General features: G+C 67.4%; 15 protein-coding genes and 1 pseudogene. 9 read left to right on the top strand and 7 right to left on the bottom strand.

The annotated features are described in order from the left end of the window. Nucleotides 1–59: 59 nt before the first annotated feature. Nucleotides 60–914 (top strand): universal stress protein, encoded by an 855-nt coding sequence (locus tag EV648_RS06820; protein ID WP_132286283.1) that lies wholly within the window; start codon nucleotides 60–62, stop codon nucleotides 912–914. Here EV648_RS06820 and EV648_RS06815 read toward each other — a convergent pair. The 5 genes from EV648_RS06815 to EV648_RS06795 all read right to left on the bottom strand — a co-directional run bounded on the left by EV648_RS06815 (nucleotide 844) and on the right by EV648_RS06795 (nucleotide 6637). Then, on the bottom strand, nucleotides 844–1626 hold the full coding sequence (locus EV648_RS06815) for a universal stress protein (RefSeq protein WP_132286280.1): 783 nt from the start codon (nucleotides 1624–1626) through the stop codon (nucleotides 844–846). The genes EV648_RS06820 and EV648_RS06815 overlap by 71 nt on opposite strands. Nucleotides 1627–1790: 164 nt before the next feature. Next, entirely contained in the window at nucleotides 1791–2300 is a 510-nt protein-coding gene (locus EV648_RS06810) for a flavodoxin domain-containing protein (RefSeq protein ID WP_199234456.1), read from the bottom strand. 114 nt (nucleotides 2301–2414) lie between these two features. Continuing rightward, entirely contained in the window at nucleotides 2415–2798 is a 384-nt protein-coding gene (locus EV648_RS06805; protein ID WP_132286277.1) for a hypothetical protein, read from the bottom strand. 156 nt (nucleotides 2799–2954) lie between these two features. After that, nucleotides 2955–3872 carry a pseudouridine-5'-phosphate glycosidase gene (locus EV648_RS06800; protein WP_241994941.1) on the bottom strand — a complete coding sequence of 306 codons (918 nt, stop codon included), beginning with the start codon at nucleotides 3870–3872 and terminating at the stop codon, nucleotides 2955–2957. Between the two features lie 158 nt (nucleotides 3873–4030). Further along, the gene (locus EV648_RS06795) at nucleotides 4031–6637 is read right to left on the bottom strand and encodes a LuxR C-terminal-related transcriptional regulator (RefSeq protein WP_132286271.1); all 2607 of its coding nucleotides are present in this window, start codon (nucleotides 6635–6637) and stop codon (nucleotides 4031–4033) included. A gap of 370 nt (nucleotides 6638–7007) precedes the next feature. Here EV648_RS06795 and EV648_RS06790 point away from each other — a divergent pair, with 370 nt between their 5' ends. From EV648_RS06790 to EV648_RS06780, 3 genes are all read left to right on the top strand, one after another. Continuing rightward, nucleotides 7008–7277, top strand: a complete 270-nt coding sequence (locus tag EV648_RS06790) for a hypothetical protein (protein WP_132286268.1) — start codon at nucleotides 7008–7010, stop codon at nucleotides 7275–7277. Then, nucleotides 7274–7897 carry a hypothetical protein gene (locus EV648_RS06785; RefSeq protein ID WP_132286265.1) on the top strand — a complete coding sequence of 208 codons (624 nt, stop codon included), beginning with the start codon at nucleotides 7274–7276 and terminating at the stop codon, nucleotides 7895–7897. The genes EV648_RS06790 and EV648_RS06785 overlap by 4 nt, the downstream gene beginning before the upstream one ends. Before the next feature lie 181 nt (nucleotides 7898–8078). After that, complete coding sequence (locus EV648_RS06780) at nucleotides 8079–8750, top strand: hypothetical protein (RefSeq protein WP_132286262.1); 672 nt, start codon at nucleotides 8079–8081, stop codon at nucleotides 8748–8750. A gap of 43 nt (nucleotides 8751–8793) precedes the next feature. Here EV648_RS06780 and EV648_RS06775 read toward each other — a convergent pair whose 3' ends face one another. Beyond that, nucleotides 8794–9543, bottom strand: a complete 750-nt coding sequence (locus EV648_RS06775; RefSeq protein WP_132286259.1) for a DUF899 family protein — start codon at nucleotides 9541–9543, stop codon at nucleotides 8794–8796. Nucleotides 9544–9698: 155 nt separating this feature from the next. Between EV648_RS06775 and EV648_RS06770 the strand changes: the two genes are divergently transcribed. Next, nucleotides 9699–10646: an RNA polymerase subunit sigma-70 gene (locus tag EV648_RS06770; RefSeq protein WP_132286256.1), complete on the top strand. Its 948-nt coding sequence runs from the start codon at nucleotides 9699–9701 to the stop codon at nucleotides 10644–10646. An 80-nt stretch (nucleotides 10647–10726) separates the two neighbouring features. Here EV648_RS06770 and EV648_RS06765 read toward each other — a convergent pair whose 3' ends face one another. Next, nucleotides 10727–10918 (bottom strand): LLM class flavin-dependent oxidoreductase, encoded by a 192-nt coding sequence (locus tag EV648_RS06765; protein ID WP_241994940.1) that lies wholly within the window; start codon nucleotides 10916–10918, stop codon nucleotides 10727–10729. A gap of 257 nt (nucleotides 10919–11175) precedes the next feature. On the opposite strand from EV648_RS06765, the gene EV648_RS42465 reads away from it, so the two are divergent. From EV648_RS42465 to EV648_RS06750, 4 genes and pseudogenes are all read left to right on the top strand, one after another. Then, nucleotides 11176–11844 carry a hypothetical protein gene (locus EV648_RS42465; RefSeq protein ID WP_158293920.1) on the top strand — a complete coding sequence of 223 codons (669 nt, stop codon included), beginning with the start codon at nucleotides 11176–11178 and terminating at the stop codon, nucleotides 11842–11844. Nucleotides 11845–11888: 44 nt separating this feature from the next. Beyond that, nucleotides 11889–12649 (top strand): annotated as a pseudogene (locus EV648_RS43860) (aldo/keto reductase); the annotation flags it as partial. 225 nt (nucleotides 12650–12874) lie between these two features. Then, on the top strand, nucleotides 12875–14050 hold the full coding sequence (locus tag EV648_RS43035; protein WP_241994938.1) for a DMT family transporter: 1176 nt from the start codon (nucleotides 12875–12877) through the stop codon (nucleotides 14048–14050). Nucleotides 14051–14254: 204 nt separating this feature from the next. Then, nucleotides 14255–17323, top strand: a complete 3069-nt coding sequence (locus EV648_RS06750; protein ID WP_132286250.1) for a tyrosinase family protein — start codon at nucleotides 14255–14257, stop codon at nucleotides 17321–17323. The last annotated feature ends 3 nt before the right edge of the window (nucleotides 17324–17326 follow it).

Here is a 17326-nt window from a genome sequence, read left to right as displayed (position 1 = left end):
GATCGGCTTGGCATGGTGGGGGTGCCGGGAAATGCCGAATCGATGAGGGAGCTGACGTGATGCAGGAGTCGTCGAAGCGCGTCGTGGTGGGTGTCGACGGGACATCGGAGAGCCAGATCGCGCTGCGCTGGGCCGTCGAGGCGGCACGGGCCGGAGGGCTCGCAGTACGAGTGGTGCGTGCCTACCTGAACCAGGCGAGCGAATGGCCCGCGACTGCTGAGGGATCCATCCCCGAGCCACCCGTCGATCAGTACCAGGCGGAGCTGGATGCGGCGGTCGAATTCGTCCGCGACCGGCTCGGCTACCAGGCGGGATCCGGCTGGCTGGTGCACGAGGGTGCGGTCGACGCGATCCTCACGGAAGCGGCCGACGCTCAGATGGTGGTTGTCGGCACGAAGTTCGACAACAAGCTGACGGCAGCGGTACTGGGATCCGTCGCCAGCACCGTGACCGCCAAGGCGGCCTGCCCGGTAGTAGTCGTCCGCGGTGAAGCGAGGAACGGCCCGATCCTGGTCGGTATGGATGGTTCCGCGGACTCCGAGGATGCGGTCGCCTTTGCCTTCGAGCAGGCGGCTCGCCACGACGCACCGCTGACTGTGGCCTACTGCTGGCAGCCGCAGGAGCGGCATGACGCCCCGATCACGGAGATGCGCGCGCTGTTGCAGGACTGGTTGGTCGAGAACATCAGTACCTACGCGGACAAGTATCCGGGGGTGGCGGTGCGTACCAAGGTCATCGAAGGCCGCCCAGCCACGGCGTTGGCCGAGCTGACCGATGACACGTCGCTCCTGGTCGTCGGCTCACGCGGACGCGGCGGGGTGACCGGCCTGCTGCTCGGATCCGTCAGCCAAAGTCTGCTGCGGCACTCAAGATGCCCAGTGGCTGTGGTCCGCCGACAGGTATCTGCCGATTGATCGCCGCAGTGGGCATGACGGCCACCGGGCAGCTCGCCTGATGCAACACCGTCTGGCTCACGGAGCCGAGCAGTTGTCCCTCGAAACCACCGCAGCCACGTGCGCCGAGGACGATCAGTTGTGCTTCGGCGGATTGCCGTAGCAGTTCCTCGGCAGGCCTGCAGTCGTTGACGACCCGTAGTACTGCGTGGTGCCGCTCCGCATAGTCCGTGCCCAGCGCCAACGCCGCAGTACTGGCGGGGGAGCCGTCCTGGCCGACAACCACGGGACCACCGGCACGACGGCCGTGGTCGGGGCAGATCACAACGATCGGGCAGTAGGCGGCGGCTGCGAGATCGAGCGCTGTCGAGCAGGTCATCGTCCCGGGCGCTCCGGTCAGCCCTCTGCTGCCGATCACCAGCAGTTGAGCGTGCCGGGACTCCTCGATCATCACAGGCGTCAGGAAGCCTGGTATCCGGCCGGCCTCGACGTCCAGGTCCGGCTCGAGCTCCTGCGCGATCTCGCGGGATCGACTGATCACCAGGTCCGCGACCTCGGCCAGGCCGGGGTCGATCTCCCTTCGGCACCGCGGTACCGCGGCCAACGGCCAGGCGAAGGCATGGACGAGGCGCAGCGAAGTCCCCAGCGACGCGGCTTCAGCGGCCGCCCAGCTGATCGCTCGCTCGGCGGTCGCCGAGCCGTCGATGGCTACCACCACGGACCTGTTCGTCATTGCAGAGCCGCCTCTCGATCGTCGCCGCACTTCTACGGTCCGTCCGAGACGAACGGGGCCCCAGGGCCGAAAGTCCCTGCCTGGCCAGACTTCGGCCTCAGAACCGGGTGGCGTTCCTCGTGCTGCTGCGGCTCGACCGGATCGATGCGATCTGGAACTGGGTGCTAAGGAGTGTGTTCGACAGCTGAGATCGCACTGCTGATGTCGTTCGCCCAGTCAGCGATCCGCAACCACTCGCGGGAATCCGCGGCCAGGTTGCCCTGGGCGATGTGCTTGGCGAGGAAGCCCTTCGCGGTCTCCGGTTCGAGTCGTCCGGCGAACGTGGTCGCAGGAGTAGCGCCGATCTTCCGGGCAAGCCGTGCGACCTTCCGCGGCATCGCCTGAGCCTGGTCCTTGTCCGGTCCGACCGGGCCACTGTGGAACAACCACACCTGGCGGTCCCGCAGTTCGTGGACGTGCTTGCGGAGGAAGTCGACCGCCTCCGGACGCCAACGCCTCATGTAGATCGCACTTCCGACGATGACAACGTCGTACTTGGCAATGGGGCCAACCCCAGTGGCCTCGCAGACATCGACCTCGTGCCCGCCCCTGCGGAGCTCGGCGCCGATAGCAGTGGCGATGCCTGCGGTCGCCCCCGCCTTGGTGGCATAGACCACGAGAACCTTCCTGGTCATCAGAGATCTCCCTTGCGTTCTTTCGTCGGCGACCGCGAGGTGCGCCCGCCGGTCCCGCATCTCGAGCATGCCAGCGGTGGCCAGCTGATCCCTGCGCCTCAACCTCATCCTGGCTCACCCGTGTCGTGGTGGCGTGGCGGATCTCAGACCGTCCCCATTGATCGCACGATCGATCATTTCGACCGCCCAGACGACCAGGATCGAGGCCATGAAGACTCCCAACATCGCCTCCGCCGCGGCCGTCTCGGCGAGAGCCAGAGCCACCACTCCAAGCGCCAGGGACGTCGTAACCAAAGCAGTGAACCACCAGACCTTGTTCTGACGGTCGCCGCGCCACACCACCAGGAATGCCACAGTGGCGAGGACCAGGCCGACGGCCGACATTCCCCTTGCATCCTTGACGAAGGGCATCTCACCGTTGACGAGGTAGCCGACGTACGGGATGGCGACCAGGACGAGCAGAATGCTCGCGAAGACATCTCTTGTCCTCAATCTCATCAGACCCCACCTCCTCCTACCTCAAGCCTGCGATGACGTCACCGGGCTCGCTATGGACAGAGGTCCCGACCCAGCTGCCAAACGACCGTCGTCGAACTCACGCAAGATCAACCGCGCGTCCGTCGGCTCGATCGATCGTCCGCGCGAACACCTGCGTCAGACTGCGGGGGACGCGAGTGCGACGGCCACCCGGGCTGCGATGGCGGCGTTGTTGCGGGCTAGCGCGAGGTTCGCGGGGACGCTCTGCCCGTCTGTTTCCTTCTCGATCCGTTCGAGGACGTACGGCGTGACGGCTGGACCGGTGACCCCCGCACGAGCACTCGAGTCCAACGCGGCGGTGAGTACGGCGTTGATTCGCGACTCCGGGATCTCGTCGTCGACGGGGATCGGTACGGTCAGCAGGACTCCGGTGGCCGGCCGCGCGCGGAGGCGGAGAACGTCGCAGACCACTCGCTCGTCGTCGACTCGGTGAGGAATCGGCAAACCACTCGACCGCGTATAGAAGGCCGGGAACCAGTCGTGCTGCCAGCCGAGGACCGGGACGCCGACGGTCTCGAGGTACTCCAGTGTTCGCGGCAGGTCGAGGAACGCCTTGGCGCCGGCGCAGACGGTGATGACCGGGTGGTTGGCGATGGCGTCGAGGTCAGCCGAGATGTCCCCGCTGAGTTCTGATCCGCGATGGACGCCTCCGATGCCGCCGGTGGCGAAGACCGAGATGCCCGCTGCGTGGGCCAGCGCCACCGTGGCCGAGACCGTGGTCACGCCGACATCCCATCCTTGCGCTTGCGCCACCGACAGATCGCGCTCTGCGACCTTCCGCGTGCCCTGCAGCACTCTCTTCTCTTCGTCTGAGGAGAGGCCGACGTGTGGCCGGCCGTCGAGGATCGCGGCCACAGCCGGTGTGGCGCCCTGGTCGAGGACTGCTTGCTTGCAGAGTTCGAGTGCATCGGCGTTCGCGGGGGCGGGCAGCCCGAGAGTCGAGAAGATCGTCGACTCCAGCGCGACGACCGCACGACCTTCGGTCAGAGCTTGCGCCACGTCGTCGGACAGGATGGGCTTGGCACTCTCACTCACGAACAGCTCCGTTCTCGTCAGCGGTCATGGACACAGTCGCACCAGGTTCGGTGAGAACCCTGCCGGCAAGGCTATGGCCGGCTTCGATGAGAGCGACCGAAGACGCATCGATGGTGCGGATCGCGCCCTCGGCACGAGTGATGTCCGAGGCTTGGCGATTACTGCGTCAGACCTGGTTGGCGTGCGGGCAGGAGCCCGAGCTCCCACGCCCGGCGGACGGCCTCGTTGCGGCGTGATGCGCTCAGTTTGCGAAGGATGCTCCGGACGTGGCTGCGGACCGTGTTGACCGAGACGTACATGGTGGCGGCGATCTCCTCGGTGGTCAGCAGGTCGGCCAGGTACTCCAGGACCTCGTGCTCCTTGCATGTGAGGGGAACAACCCGAGCCACGTCGGCCGGCGCATGGCCCAGCTGATGACCTGAGCGTCCGATCGCTCGGTCGTGGGCGCGTAGGTGATCTGGTGCGCGGAGCCATGGGTGCCGCGTCACGAGCTCACCAGTGGGCTGGAGCAGCCGTTGTACCGACGGAGCCGCCTCTGTGAACGGACGGCGCAGTTGCTCGGGGGCAGCCAGCCGTAGGGCACGCTCCAGGCAGAGCCCGCCGCGGCCGGAGTCGCCGGTCCTGAGTGATTCCGCGGCTTGGACCAGCCAGCTGTCCACTTGCGTTTCGAGCGGGACGGTGCGGTGCGTGGCAGCTCGGGGCAGAGGGGGCTTTCGCTCGCCGGCCTCGATGGCAGCTCGCCGCAGTACCAGGAGCGATCCGACCTGGTCGCGTCCCGGGGAGTGCTCGATCACCTTGATGGCCTCGCGGGGCAGATGCTGCGCGACCAGCGTCTTGGCCTCGTCGACGATCAGGGACTGGTTGAGCCAGCCGTCGTGCCGGCTGCCGTAGCTGTTGCTCGCGGCCCGCAGTTCGGCACCGGCGAGGTCGGTCTCGCCTCCGCCCCGGAGCAGTCTGGCCCTGATCAGAGCCAGCGCGGCGGCGAGGACGTGGGCGTCGTGGGTCGGCGCTGCTTCAGCGGCGCGATGCACCAGATCCTGGGCCTCGGTCAGCTCACCCCGGTCGGTACTGATCCAGGCCTGCGCCACGATGGCCGACTGCGGCTCGTCGGGCTGCGCGCCTGATTCCGCCAGTGCGGTCGCGTGCGCGGCGAGCTCGGAGGCTCGTCGAAGGTGTCCCCAGACCGCCTCCACCAGGGCGGACATCCCCAGGAAATCGGCCAGCGCCTCGTGCACCCCCACCGTTTCTGCAATGGCGACGCCTTCGGTGAAGGCCGCCAGCGCGGCCGGGAAGTCTCCGCGCTGGAGCAGGACGCGGCCTTTGCACCCGGCCATGAGCAGCCTCAGGTCCGGGCGAGCGATGACCGGTTCCCCGGATGCTGCCCGCAGCGCGGCCTCGGCAGCCAGTACGGCGTCCAGCCCGGCGTTGACGTCCGTTCCGAGGCTCGCGCAGACCGCCTGCAGCACCGTGATCGCGAGCTCGGATGCCCGGGCCGGGGTGGAGACGTCATGGTCCAGCCAGTCGCGTGCTCTGCGGAGCTCCGACGTCGAGCGGGCGACGTCGAACTCGGCGAGCGCGCTGGTCGCTCTCACGATCGCGGCCTCGGCGCCCTCCAGGTCATCGGGCAGGCCGGCGAACAACGTTGTCAGCAGCCGGCGTTGGCGCCCGACCAGGAGTCCCGCGAAGTCGAGATCTTCCACCAGGTAGCGGGCTGCATCGCGCCACCGCCGAGCCGTGATGGCGTGCTGGATCGCCTCGAGCCGCTGACCGTTCTGCGCGAACCAGGTGGCTGCGGTGTGGTGCAGGGCCAGAGCGAGGGTCGGCCGCTCGAACAACAGTTGGGCGCGGAGGAACTCGCGGAACAGCGACTGGTAGCTGTAGGACTCATCGGTCCCGGGAATGGGTTGGATGAAAGAGTTGCCGTGGGCGATGAATTCCAGCGAGCGACGGTCACAGGGGCGCCCTGTCAGCGCTTTGGCCAGGGCCGGTCGGACCTCGTCCACGATGCAGGTCCGGAGCAGGAACTCCCGCAGTGCCGTCGGCTGTGCGTCGAGGACCTCCGACATGAGGTAGGCCGAGACGTTCCCGGTGTCGCCGCGGAATTCCCGGATGGCCCGTGCCGGGTCGGTCTTCCCGGCCAGGGTCAAGGCTGCGAACATCAGGCCCGCGGGCCAGCCGTCGGTCCGCTCCAGGAGCACTGCGAGATCCGTGGGCGCCAGGTCGAGGTTCTGCAGCCGCATCAGCTCGCCGGCCTCTTCCGTCGTGAAGACCAGATCGGCAGCGCGAATCTCGGCAACGGTGCCCGCCAGCCGGTAGAGGTGCAGGGGGACAGGTGGGTCCGATCTCGTCAGGAGCACGATGCGTACTCGTCCTGCGTTGCCGTGGACGAGGCGATGGAGGGTCTGCCCGAACGCAGGGGTGACCGTGAGATCGCCGCAGTCGACCACGAGGACCAGCTGCTGCTGCTCGACCACGGCCAGATGCGTGGGAGTCGGTTGTCCTGGTTGGTCTTCGGGTGCGAACAGCACCGGTTCGTCGGACAGGGTTGCGCTCCTGCGATGCAGGCCGTCGACGACGGATTCCAGCAGGGCCGCAGGCTGATCGGTGGTGGCGTTCAGCGCGATCCAGCTGATCAGGTCCGGGCCCTTGGACAGCGCTTCCCACGACTCCAGCAGCATCGTCTTGCCGAATCCCGCCGGCGCACTGACCACGGTGAGCGGCCGCTGAACCCCCTGACTGACAAGCTCGATAAGACGTCGCCGCAACACTGTTCCTGGTGGGATCGGCGAGATCCGGGCTGCGGATCCCAGCAGACCTTCTTCGACCGGTACCCACGGTCTACTACGTTCTGGTTCCACTCCTCTTGCTTGCGGATCGCCTGGCACGTGCCCTCCTAGCGACGCGGCGACACCGATCGCTTCGGGGAGGGGCCAACAGTGAAGCCGCACTAAGACGACACCACGGATTCGCCATTAAGACCAGTGTTCCCATCCGATAGCCAGACATTTCGAGACGGTGCGACCTCGATATGTCCAGCCGGCCCGGATCGTGCCAGGCAGTTCACCCCACCGGGATGAAGCCGCGTCACGTCGTCCTTGCGACCGTCGACGCACACGTTGGGACGGAGTGGGTTCGATGGTCGATACGACGTACGAGCTGCGCGTGGCGGGCGCCGTACCGGAGCAAGACCTTCGAGACTTGCACGTCGTGACACTGGCGGTCGATCAGGTGAACACCATCGTCTACGGCATCCCGGATCAGTCGGCCCTCTATGGCCTGCTGTCACGACTCCGGGCCCTGGGCATCGAAGTCGTCGAGATTCGCCGAGTTCCGGACGCGACGACGTCGGCACCGACCGAATGGATCGCCGTCGAGCCTGAACCGGGAAACGATGAGAGCAAGTGAGCGAGCGACTGATGATGATCGAAGAGGTGCGCCAGCTCGATCGCGCCTATGTGGCCTCCTCGGTCCGTCTCGCGGATGGTGTCGTCGCCGCTCTCGGATGGGCGCTCGCCCGGGCTCAGGGGCAGTGGGCCGGGGTGAATCTGAGCGTGGGGACGGTCCGCGTCGTCCCCGGTCCGGTTGTCATCTGTACGCCGGATCTGAAGTCCTTGGCGGAGGCGGAGGAGATCAGGCAGGCGACAGCCATCGTCGTGGTCGGCGCGCACCCCGGCCTGAAGGCCTGGATCAGCGCGTTCCGGCCCGAGCGGCTCGCGGGCGCTGTCATCCCCGTGCCGGACCGAGTCGTCGATGATCCCGACGTCTGGGCAGCCATGGAGACATTCACCGACCTGATCAACAGCGGTACCGGCCTGACGCACCCCTGCGACCGGTCCCTGGTGACCGATGGGCTCCTGGAGTTGCGCCGAGCAGGACACACCTTCGACCCCGACGAGCTGATGGCTGCCGCCTTCAGGCTCAACTGGCGCGGCACCGCCGCCTGGGACCTACGAGTCTTGGCTTCGGAACTCGATGCCGGGGAGCGAAGTAGGCGAAGTAGGGCAGCTACAGCCCCAACCTCGTAGAACGTCTGGACGCAGCATGGCCCTGGCCGAGGCCGGCCGGTTTCATCCCGGATGGGTGAGGCCAGAGGCTGCCGGTTCGGTGCATCCTGACGCTCTGGGCTCGGAGTAGGGGACTGAGAACGTGAGTGAGACGACGCGGTCAGATGGCACTGATGGGACTGGTCCCGACACCTCCCGCGGCATGAGACGGCGCGTCCGGTCGTGGTGTATCTATCTGGCCACCGCGGCCGGACTCTTCTGCGCGATCACCACCTGGGGTCTGCAGTGGGCTCTCACCAGCGTGAGCCTTGTTGCAGTGTCGGCGGCTCTTGTCGCCGCCACGGTCTGGGCAGAGGACGGGCGGCGCGCGGTGCCGAGGATTGCTCGTGTCGCGTTCGCGGCCGGGCTGATCGCACCTGCGGCCTTGGGTCTGGTCGTGGTCTGCAAGCTGGCCGGCGTCCTGGTCGTGCTGATGTTGGCTGGGACCACGCCTGCTCTCACGTCGCTCGTTCGGGCTCGACGGCTCGCGCGGGGCAGTCTTCCCGTGGTACAGCCGGAGTCGTCGGCGACACCTGACCTGCCCGCACCGTGGGGCCAACCCTCTCTGAAAAGCTCTTCGGCGGAGCCGGTGCGGGAGCTCAGTTCTCTCGACGATGACGCCTTGTGCCTGGCGTGGCGCCGGAGCTTCCTCCTGCTGGAGGAGGCCCGGTCGGCGGCAGCGCGCCTCTCCATCGTCGAACAGCGGCAGAAGTACCTCGACGAGCTCCAGCAGCGATCTCCGGAGGGAATCGCCGCCTGGCTGGCGTCCGGCGCACGAGCATCCGGCAACCCATTTCCCTACCTGGCCGACCGCCAGCGCCGCCAACCCGGCTGACCCAGGGGCCACTACCTCCCGAGAGTTATCTGCTCGACGTACCTCATTCGCAGCAGTGTCCACCTGGTGCGCCGGTGGATTCGTCGCACGGTGCGGCGCCCGGTCTGGTCCATTGCGGGACGGGGCGGCCGTCTTTCTCCCACCAGGTGCCGGTCCGATCCTGCGGCCAGCCGGCCGGTGAGTCCTCCCAGTCCTCTTGACGGCCGTAGACCGTCAGATCGAGCAGGTGGGCCTGCAGCATCGCCGTTTCGACGCCGCGACCGATCGTCTCGTTGGTGAGGAACACCCGGTCGCCGTCACGCAGGTAGCAGGCGAGGTAGCCCGGTTCGTCGATCAGCCCGGCGCCGACGCCGCGATCTTCAACCCCGAGCATCGAGTACCACGGCAAGGTGTAGCCCATGAACTCGCGGAACGGCGCGATCTCCTCCCACGGCCCCTCGCAGAAGACCGCGAAGGACACCCCGCGATGGTTCAGGTAGCTGACGTCGTGCACGTCGACGATGCTCGCGGTGCAGCCCTCGCACTGGCCTTCGATTCCCGCGCCGTGGTGCCACATGTGCTTGTACGCGATGAGTTGGTCGCGGCCGTCGAAAACGTCCAGGAACGATACCGGCCCGTTCTGGCCGACCAGCGTGGCCGAGGCGTCGACCTCGGCCATCGGTAGCCGGCGCCGGGCCGCCGCGATCGCGTCTCCCTCACGGGTGTGGGCCTTCTCCCGGGCGAGGAGGGCCCGGCGTTCACGGCTCCAGGTCTCACGGTCGACGATCGGCGGCGATGCGGTCGCTCCGGTCATGGGTTCTCCTCGTCGGTCTGAGCCGGTGCAGGCTCGCTGGGTGTTATGAATATCGACGAGCGACCCGGCGAATCGTCATCGCACTTTCTTCGCGACGGCGTCCGGTACGGCGTAGGTACGGTGACGACCACCATGATCCGGGAGGACCTGAACGCATGACGAGCACCGCGGACGAGGTGTGGTTCCGGGACGCGTTCGAGGAGCACCGGCGTCCGTTGCATGCGCACTGCTACCGGCTCGCCGGGAACGTCGCGGACGCGGACGACCTGGTCCAGGAGACCTTCCTGCGCGGCTGGCGCTCCCGTACGCAGTACGAGGGCAGGGCATCGATCAGGACCTGGCTCTACCGGATCGCCACCAATGTCTACCTCGATACCCGCAAGGCTGCGGCGCGACGGACAGTACCGGTCGGTGACCCGATGGAGTGGTGCACCGATATCGGCCCCTATCCCGACGCGCTGCTGGGCGAGGACCCGCCATCAGAGCTGGTGGCACGGGAGACCGTCGAACTCGCGCTGATCGCCGCGCTGATGTATCTGCCGCCACGACAGCGGGCGGCGTTCGTACTGCGTGACGTCTCCGGCTGGACACCGGCCGAGATCGCCGACGGTCTCGGCCTCGAGGTGCCTGCCGTGAACAGCCTGATCCAGCGTGCCCGGAAGACCCTTCGTCACTATGCGCCAGGTGATTCCCGTGAATGGCGCAGGCCGGTGCTGACCAGCGAGGACGAGGAAATCCTCCGTCGCTTTGCCGCGGCTACCGATCCCACGAGCTTCCGGGAGTTGCTGGCCGAAGACGTGCGCATCACCATGCCGCCGGACCCACCGGTCGCCGGGATCGACGCAGCGGCCGAATTCCTGGGGAGGCCTCTGGACTGGCGCACGTTCCCGTCCGCTGCCAACGGCCGGCCCGCCCTGATCTGCTATCTCCGTCGCCCCGGCACCGATCGGTACGAGGCGTTGGTCGTCGACGTCCTCACGATCGAGAACGGCAGGATCGTAGAGAGCAACGCCTTCGTCGGAGCCCACCACGTCGCCGCGTTCGGCCTCCCCGCCGGCATCGAACAGCACGAAGCCCTGATCCGGCCATCGTCAGGACAGTAGTGGGCGGACCTCCTGGCCGAGGAAGTGGGCAAACGCGTCGAAATCCGGCTCGTCTCGGCAGGGCCGGACAGCGACCGCGGTCACCCCGCGGCGAGCGATCTCGCCCCGGCCACTCCGGCCTGCTCCATCCAGGTCTGGACGCCGTGCCCGATGCCGGCCACGAACCGCCCCGGGAACAACCGGTCGATCGTGGCTATCTCCATCGCCGCTTGGGTGACGTTGCGCAGCGGAACAGGCAGCAGACCGATCCCGACCCGAACACGCTCGGTCACGGACAGTGCTGTCACGCCTCACCGCCTCCGGAGGCATGGTCGGATGAAACACCAGGCCGAGCCGCAACCGAAGCGCCATTCCGCGAGGCTAGCGGCCACCTCGGACATTCCTCGGCGCGGTTTCACCCCGCAGGGGGGAGGCCGGACGCTGCCGGTTCGGTGCATCCTGACGCTCTGAGCTCGGAGTAGGGATTGAGAACGTGAGTGAGACGACGCGGTCAGATGGCAATGATGGGACTGATCCCGATACCTCCCGCGTGAGCCGACGCGTGCGGTCGTGGTGTATCTATCTGGCCACCGCGGCCGGACTCTTCTGCGTGATCACCAACTGGGGTCTGCAGTGGGCTCTCACCAGCATGATCTTTGTCGCCGTGTCGGCAGCCATTGTCGCCACCTCCATCTGGGCAGAGGAGGGGCGGCGCGCGGTGCGCAGGATCGCTCGTGTCGCGCTCGCCGCCGGGCTGATCGCACCGGCCGCCGTGGGCCTGGTCGTGGTCTGCCAACTGGCCGGCGTCCTGGTCGTGCTGATGCTGGTTGGGACCACGCCTGCTCTCACGTCGCTCGTTCGGGCTCGACGGCTCGCTCGGGACAACCGTCCCGGGGTAGAGCCGCAGTCGGCGATACCTGACCTCTCTGAACCGTCGGGCCAGCCCTCCCCGAACAGCTCTGCGGCGGCGCCGATGGGAGAGCTCAAGTCTCTCGACGATGACGCCTTGTGTCTCGCGTGGCGCCGGAGCTTCCTCCTGCTGGAGGAGGCTCGGTCGGCGGTGGAGCGCCTCTCGATCGTCGAGCAGCGGCAGAAGTACCTCGACGAGCTCCATCAGCGATCTCCGGAGGGAGTCGCTGCCTGGCTGGCGTCGGGCGCACGAGCATCCGGCAACCCATTTCCCTATCTGACCGACCACCAACGGCGCCAGGCCGGCTGAGTCGGGGGACTGCCTACCGCGCCGTTGACGACCGGTACGAGCGGTTGGAGTATCGGCGGACCGGGAACTCCGGGCTCGACCTGCCTGCGTTGTCGCTGGGGCTGTGGCAGAAGTTCGGCACCGACTACCCGTTCGAGACGCAGCGCGAGATCCTGCTGCACGCCTTCGACCTGGGCGTCACGCACTTCGACAACGCCAATCGGTACGGTCCTCCGCGCCGGGGCGCGGAGAAGGTCTTCGGACGCGTACTGCGCTCGGACCTGGCGCCCTACCGCGACGAGCTGATCCTGACGACCAAGGCCGGCAACCCGATCGGTCCGAGCCCTTACCTGAAAGGTGGTTCGCGCAAGTCGCTGCTGGTCTCACTCGAGCACAGCCTGCGCGACCTCGGCACCGACTACGTCGACATCTTCTACCACCACCGACCTGACCTCTCCACCCCGGTGGAGGAGACGGTCGGCGCGCTGGTGAGCGCGGTCCAGAAGGCAAGGCTCTGTACGTCGGCGTGTCCAACTATCCGACCGAGCGCGCGCACGACGTGGCCGAGCTGCTGCGCGGGGCCGGGGTGCCTCTGCTGGTGCACCAGCCGCGGTACTCGATCTTCGACCGCGGGCCCGAGCACACCGGGCTGCTCAAGTTGGCGGCCGAGGACGGCTTCGGACTCGTTGCCTACAGCCCCTTGGCTCAGGGCCTGCTGACCGACAAGTACCTCGACGGAACCATCCCGGCGAGTGCTCGAGCCGCGAACAGCAGCTTCCTCTCGCCCGATCAGATCGACGACTTGTACCGCGAGCGGGCGACCGCGCTCAACGAGATCGCCCAGCAGCGCGGCCAGTCCCTGGCCCAGCTCGCCCTCCAGTGGGTACGCGGCTCGCTTCGACCAGCCGGACAAGACGGCGGAGCATGGTGCGCTCGATCGTTGCCTCCAGCACCGACGGAGTGGCAGCCAGGCGGGCGTCGGCCTTCCCCTCGACGAGCAGCTCGGCCAGCGGCGCCGGACTCTGGGGTGTTCCAATACCTCGGGGACGACGTGTTCCGCCAGTTGCTCACCGTGCCTGTCCTGCCTTTCCTGAACGGTCTTCTCCGTTACGGCTTCCTCGTCTCCACCGTTCGCGGCGAACTCCCCGAACACGAACTCTTCCGCGACCAGGCCAAGCTGCGGCTGGAGGACGCTCGCGGGTTCGATCTTTCGGTTCCGAAGCCTGCGGGAAGGTTCAGGTGCCTGATAGGGCATCTGGGAGGCCTATCCGGTTTCGTTTCTGCATGGTGTTGCCCAGGTGGCTCTTCCGAGAATGGAGGCGTGCCGAAGTCAGTAGCGCGCGATCGCAATACACCCTCGACGTCGGGGGCTGCGCGTCGGGTGCCGCCGCATGCCTACTTCGTCGTCAGTGCCGTCTTCCACTATCTGGGACCGGCGTTCGCGGTGCTGCTGTTCGTCCGGATTGATGTGCTCGGCGTTGCGTGGTTGCGGATCGCGACGGCCGCTGCTGTATTCGCGGTCTGGCGCCGGCCGTGGCGTGTATGGCGGCGCCTTGGTTGGTCCACCCGCCGGTTGCTGGTCGGCTGGGCGGCCGTGCTGGCGGTCATGAACAGCGTGTTCTACCTCGCCTTGGACCGGCTGCCGCTGGGGACGGTGGCCGCGATCGAGTTCTTGCCTGTCGTATTCCTGGCTGCTCTGGCGGCCCGAACCCGGCGGAACGTCACGGCCCTGGTCTGTGCGGTCGGCGGGGTCTACCTGGTCAGCGACGTACAGCTGGTCGACGAGCCGCTGGGGCTCGCTTTCGCCGCCGCCAACGCGGTGCTGTTCGCGTTGTACATCGTGCTTGGACACCGCGTAGCGCGAAGTGATCAGGTATCCGGTATCGACGGCCTGGGGTTGTCGATGCTGATCGCTGCCGTCGTTGCCCTGCCGATCGGGATCGCGGCGGCGGCACCCGCTTTCGCGGACCCGGCTGCGCTGGTGGCGGCTGCCGGCGTGGGAGTCTGTTCCTCGGTCATCCCTTACGTGAGTGACCAGCTGGCGATGGCCCGTCTGCCGCGTGCCACTTACGCCCTGATGGTGTCGCTGCTTCCAGCTACCGCGACCGTCATAGGCGTCGTGGTTCTGACCCAGATTCCCAACGCCAAGGAGGTCCTCGGCGTGGTACTCGTTGTCGCCGGCGTCGCGATCCACGGCGAACGCTCCACATCGCTGACGGGATCGTGAACCAGGACGGAACCCGGATTCGTGGCGTATTGACACGTCATGGCCCGAATGTTGCGCTGGTTCCTGGTGGTAGAGGGGGCTGCGGAACGATCGACATCGCAGAGTCTCGTCCAAGGCGCAGGCGGCCGTCGGCCGCTGCGCGTCGAGGGCTGCTGCTGATAACAGGGGGACTGAGTTGTGTATTGCCGCAGGAATGTCAGGAAGTTGATCGAGGAGTACAACGCCGCCTCACCGGCCGACAGGCCGGCCACCGAACTGATGCGGTTCCGCAACGCCGTGGTCGCTCTGAAGGCGGCGCCCAGCCAGCTTGCGCCGCCACACACCCAGGCGAATCGGTACGACGACTACGTCTACGTCCACCAGCAGTCGATGGCCGGACACCCGGGCAATGACCCGGGGCCGCACCCCGGTCACCGCGGACCGATGTTCTTCCCGTGGCACCGCGAGTTCCTACGGCGCTTCGAGCAGGATCTGCGGGCCGTCTCGGGCGACCCGACCATCTGCCTGCCCTACTGGAACTGGAGCGTCGACAAGGCGCCGGCCGACAGCGGCTACCCGTTCTTCACCGAGTTCCTCGGCGGCAACGGGACCGGCGCCGGCGCTGTGGTCGCCGACGGCGTCTTCGCAAAGGCCAACGGATGGAATCTGGCGATCGCGGACGCGTACGACAACAATCCCCAGCACGTCGCGAACTTGTCCTCGCTCCAGCGCGAGCTCGGCGTCGGGGCGGCTGTCCTGCCGGTCGAAGCCGCGGTGAGCGGTGCTCTGACCGAGACCACCTACGACGCCGCGCCATGGAACCGAACCACGCCGGGCAGTGACAGCTTCCGGAATCTGGTCGAGGGCTGGGTCGGACCGCAGCCGGGATCGAACACCCACAACCGGGTGCACGTGTGGGTCGGCGGATCCATGCTCCCCGGCACGTCGCCGAATGACCCGGTGTTCTTCCTCAACCACGCCAAGGAGGACGAGCTCTGGGCGGTCTGGATGCAGAAATACCCAGCCGTAGCGCGTTACCTACCGCTCGACACTCAGCCACTACCCGCCGGGCACACCCACCTCAAGCGGCTGAGCGACCACATGGACAGCCTCGCCGAGTATTTCGGCGGCGCCACCCTGGACCGGCCGATCGACCTGCTGGACCACAAGTCGATCACCTGGTACGACACCGACCTGCCGGACATCGTGCTGGAGTCAGGCCCAGCGGTCGGGTTCACCGACGTACCGGCCGGGCTCACAGTCGGTCGCAAGATCCGGTTCCGGGTTCGCAGCTGCCGGCCGGTGTACTTCGGCCTGACAGCGTCACCGACCGGCAACTTCAGCGTCGTCGGCGGCCCCGACTTCCTGGTGATTCCCCAGCGGGCCAATGACTTCGAGACGCTCGAGGTGGAGGTGCGCTTCCACGCGGTCGGTGCGAATGTGCAGGTGGCAGCGCTCGACCTGCAGGCGGCGGTCATCGACGAGGAGGGCTACTACGCGGCGAGTCCCGGCGATGCGTTCGTGGTCGGTACGTTCCACGTCGAGCTGGTGGCCAGCAGCATCGTCACCACCAGCAGCTCGATCGCGCTGGTGCTGGACCGCTCTGGCAGCATGGCTGATGTCGTGACCGGCGGCCTCACCAAGAACGTGCTGCTGAAGAGCGCGACAGGCGTGCTGCACAGTCTGATGCACGACGACGACGAGATCGGTATCGCCCGGTTCGACCACGTCGCGGACGCGATCCTGACGATGTCACCGAAGGCCGCGGGGCTGGGCACTGTGCTGACTGGACCCGACCTGGATCCGCGCGGGGCGACCAGCATCGGGGCCGGCCTCATGGTCGGCACTGCGCTGGTCAACGGTCCAGGTGCGAGCCACCCGAACAAGGCAGTGCTGGTTCTGACCGATGGCAACGAGAACACTGCTCCGCTGGTGGGCTCGTTGCCTCCCGGCACGGTCAACCAGACGACCTTCGCCATCGGGTTCGGCCTGCCCAGCCAGGTGAGTGCTCCGGTGCTCAGCCAACTCTCCGGCAACAGCGGCGGATACCTGCTGATCACCGGCGCAATGAACAATGCCGCCGAGCGTTTCACGCTCGCCAAGTACTTCATCCAGATCCTCAAGGACGCCACGCTGAATCAGACCGTGGTCGATCCAGCGGGCCAGTTGCTGTGGAACCAGGGCGCGCAGACCAACTCGTTCTCGCTGACCGAGGCTGACCTGTCGGTCGACATCGTGGCGCTGTGTCCGGTGCCGCAGTTGCTGGACTTCACCCTGACCACACCGAGCGGCGCGGTCATCACTCGTGACAGCTCAGCCGCCGAACCGAACGTCAGCTATGTGGTGGATCCGGACGTGGCCTACTTCCGGCTGTTGTTGCCCGCGCTGACCGCCGACCCCGCTGGATCTCACCGAGGCAGCTGGGAGGCGATCTTGCGGCTGCGTGACCCGCAGGAGGTCCTGGAGGAACTCGAGGAAGAGGGCGACGACCGGGCCATCCAGGCGTTCCTGCGCGCGCTGCGCGAGTGGGCGGCTCAGCCCGTGCCGTACAACCTGTCGGTCCACACCTACTCGAACCTCCGCCTGGATGCGGCGCTGCTGCAGAAGAGCTTCGTTCCAGGTGCCGATGCCGCGATCGTGGCATCGCTGAGGGAGTACGACCTGCCACTGACCGCAGCGGCGAAGGTCTGGGTCGAGATCCGGATGCCCGACGGGTCGACGGCGGAACTGGAGCTTGCCGAAGTCGGGGAGGGCAGGTACGCGCTGGACTATCAGCTGAGGCTCGCCGGCCAGTACCAGTTCCTGCTGCGTGCCGTCGGCCGCAGTCCCGGCAACGGGACGTTCTCCCGGGAGAAGGTGCTGACCGCCGGCGTCTGGGAGGGCGGTGACAAGCCGTGGGAGCCGGAGCTCGACGGCAAGGATGGGGACGGCCAGGAGGACTTGGGCGGATTGCGCGACCTGGTGGGCAGGCTGCCCGGATCGGCTGCCGTTCGGGAGCGCTTGAGCCGCGCCGGGTTTGATCTCAAGGCCTTGCGCGACGCACTCGCGGCGGCGGCGTCGCCCGACCAGCCGACCACCGAACCCGAGCCGGATGAGGTCTCCGTCGACGACCCGGAGGAAAGGCGGGAGTTGGTGGCGGAGCTGACTGAGCAGGCGCGGGCGGCGATCCCCGAGCTGAGCACGCCGGTCGTACGCCGGCCGAAGCTGCCGGGCGTCCCGGGGAATCTGTTCGTCGACGACCCCGAGCCGATCGAACCGCCGGACCATGACCACGACCACGATCACGACCATTGAGGC

This window comes from Kribbella sp. VKM Ac-2568 (assembly GCF_004345365.1).
Lineage (GTDB): Bacteria > Actinomycetota > Actinomycetes > Propionibacteriales > Kribbellaceae > Kribbella > Kribbella orskensis.
Note: the sequence above shows the minus strand (reverse complement) of the source record. Positions and strands in the feature narration are given on the sequence as shown.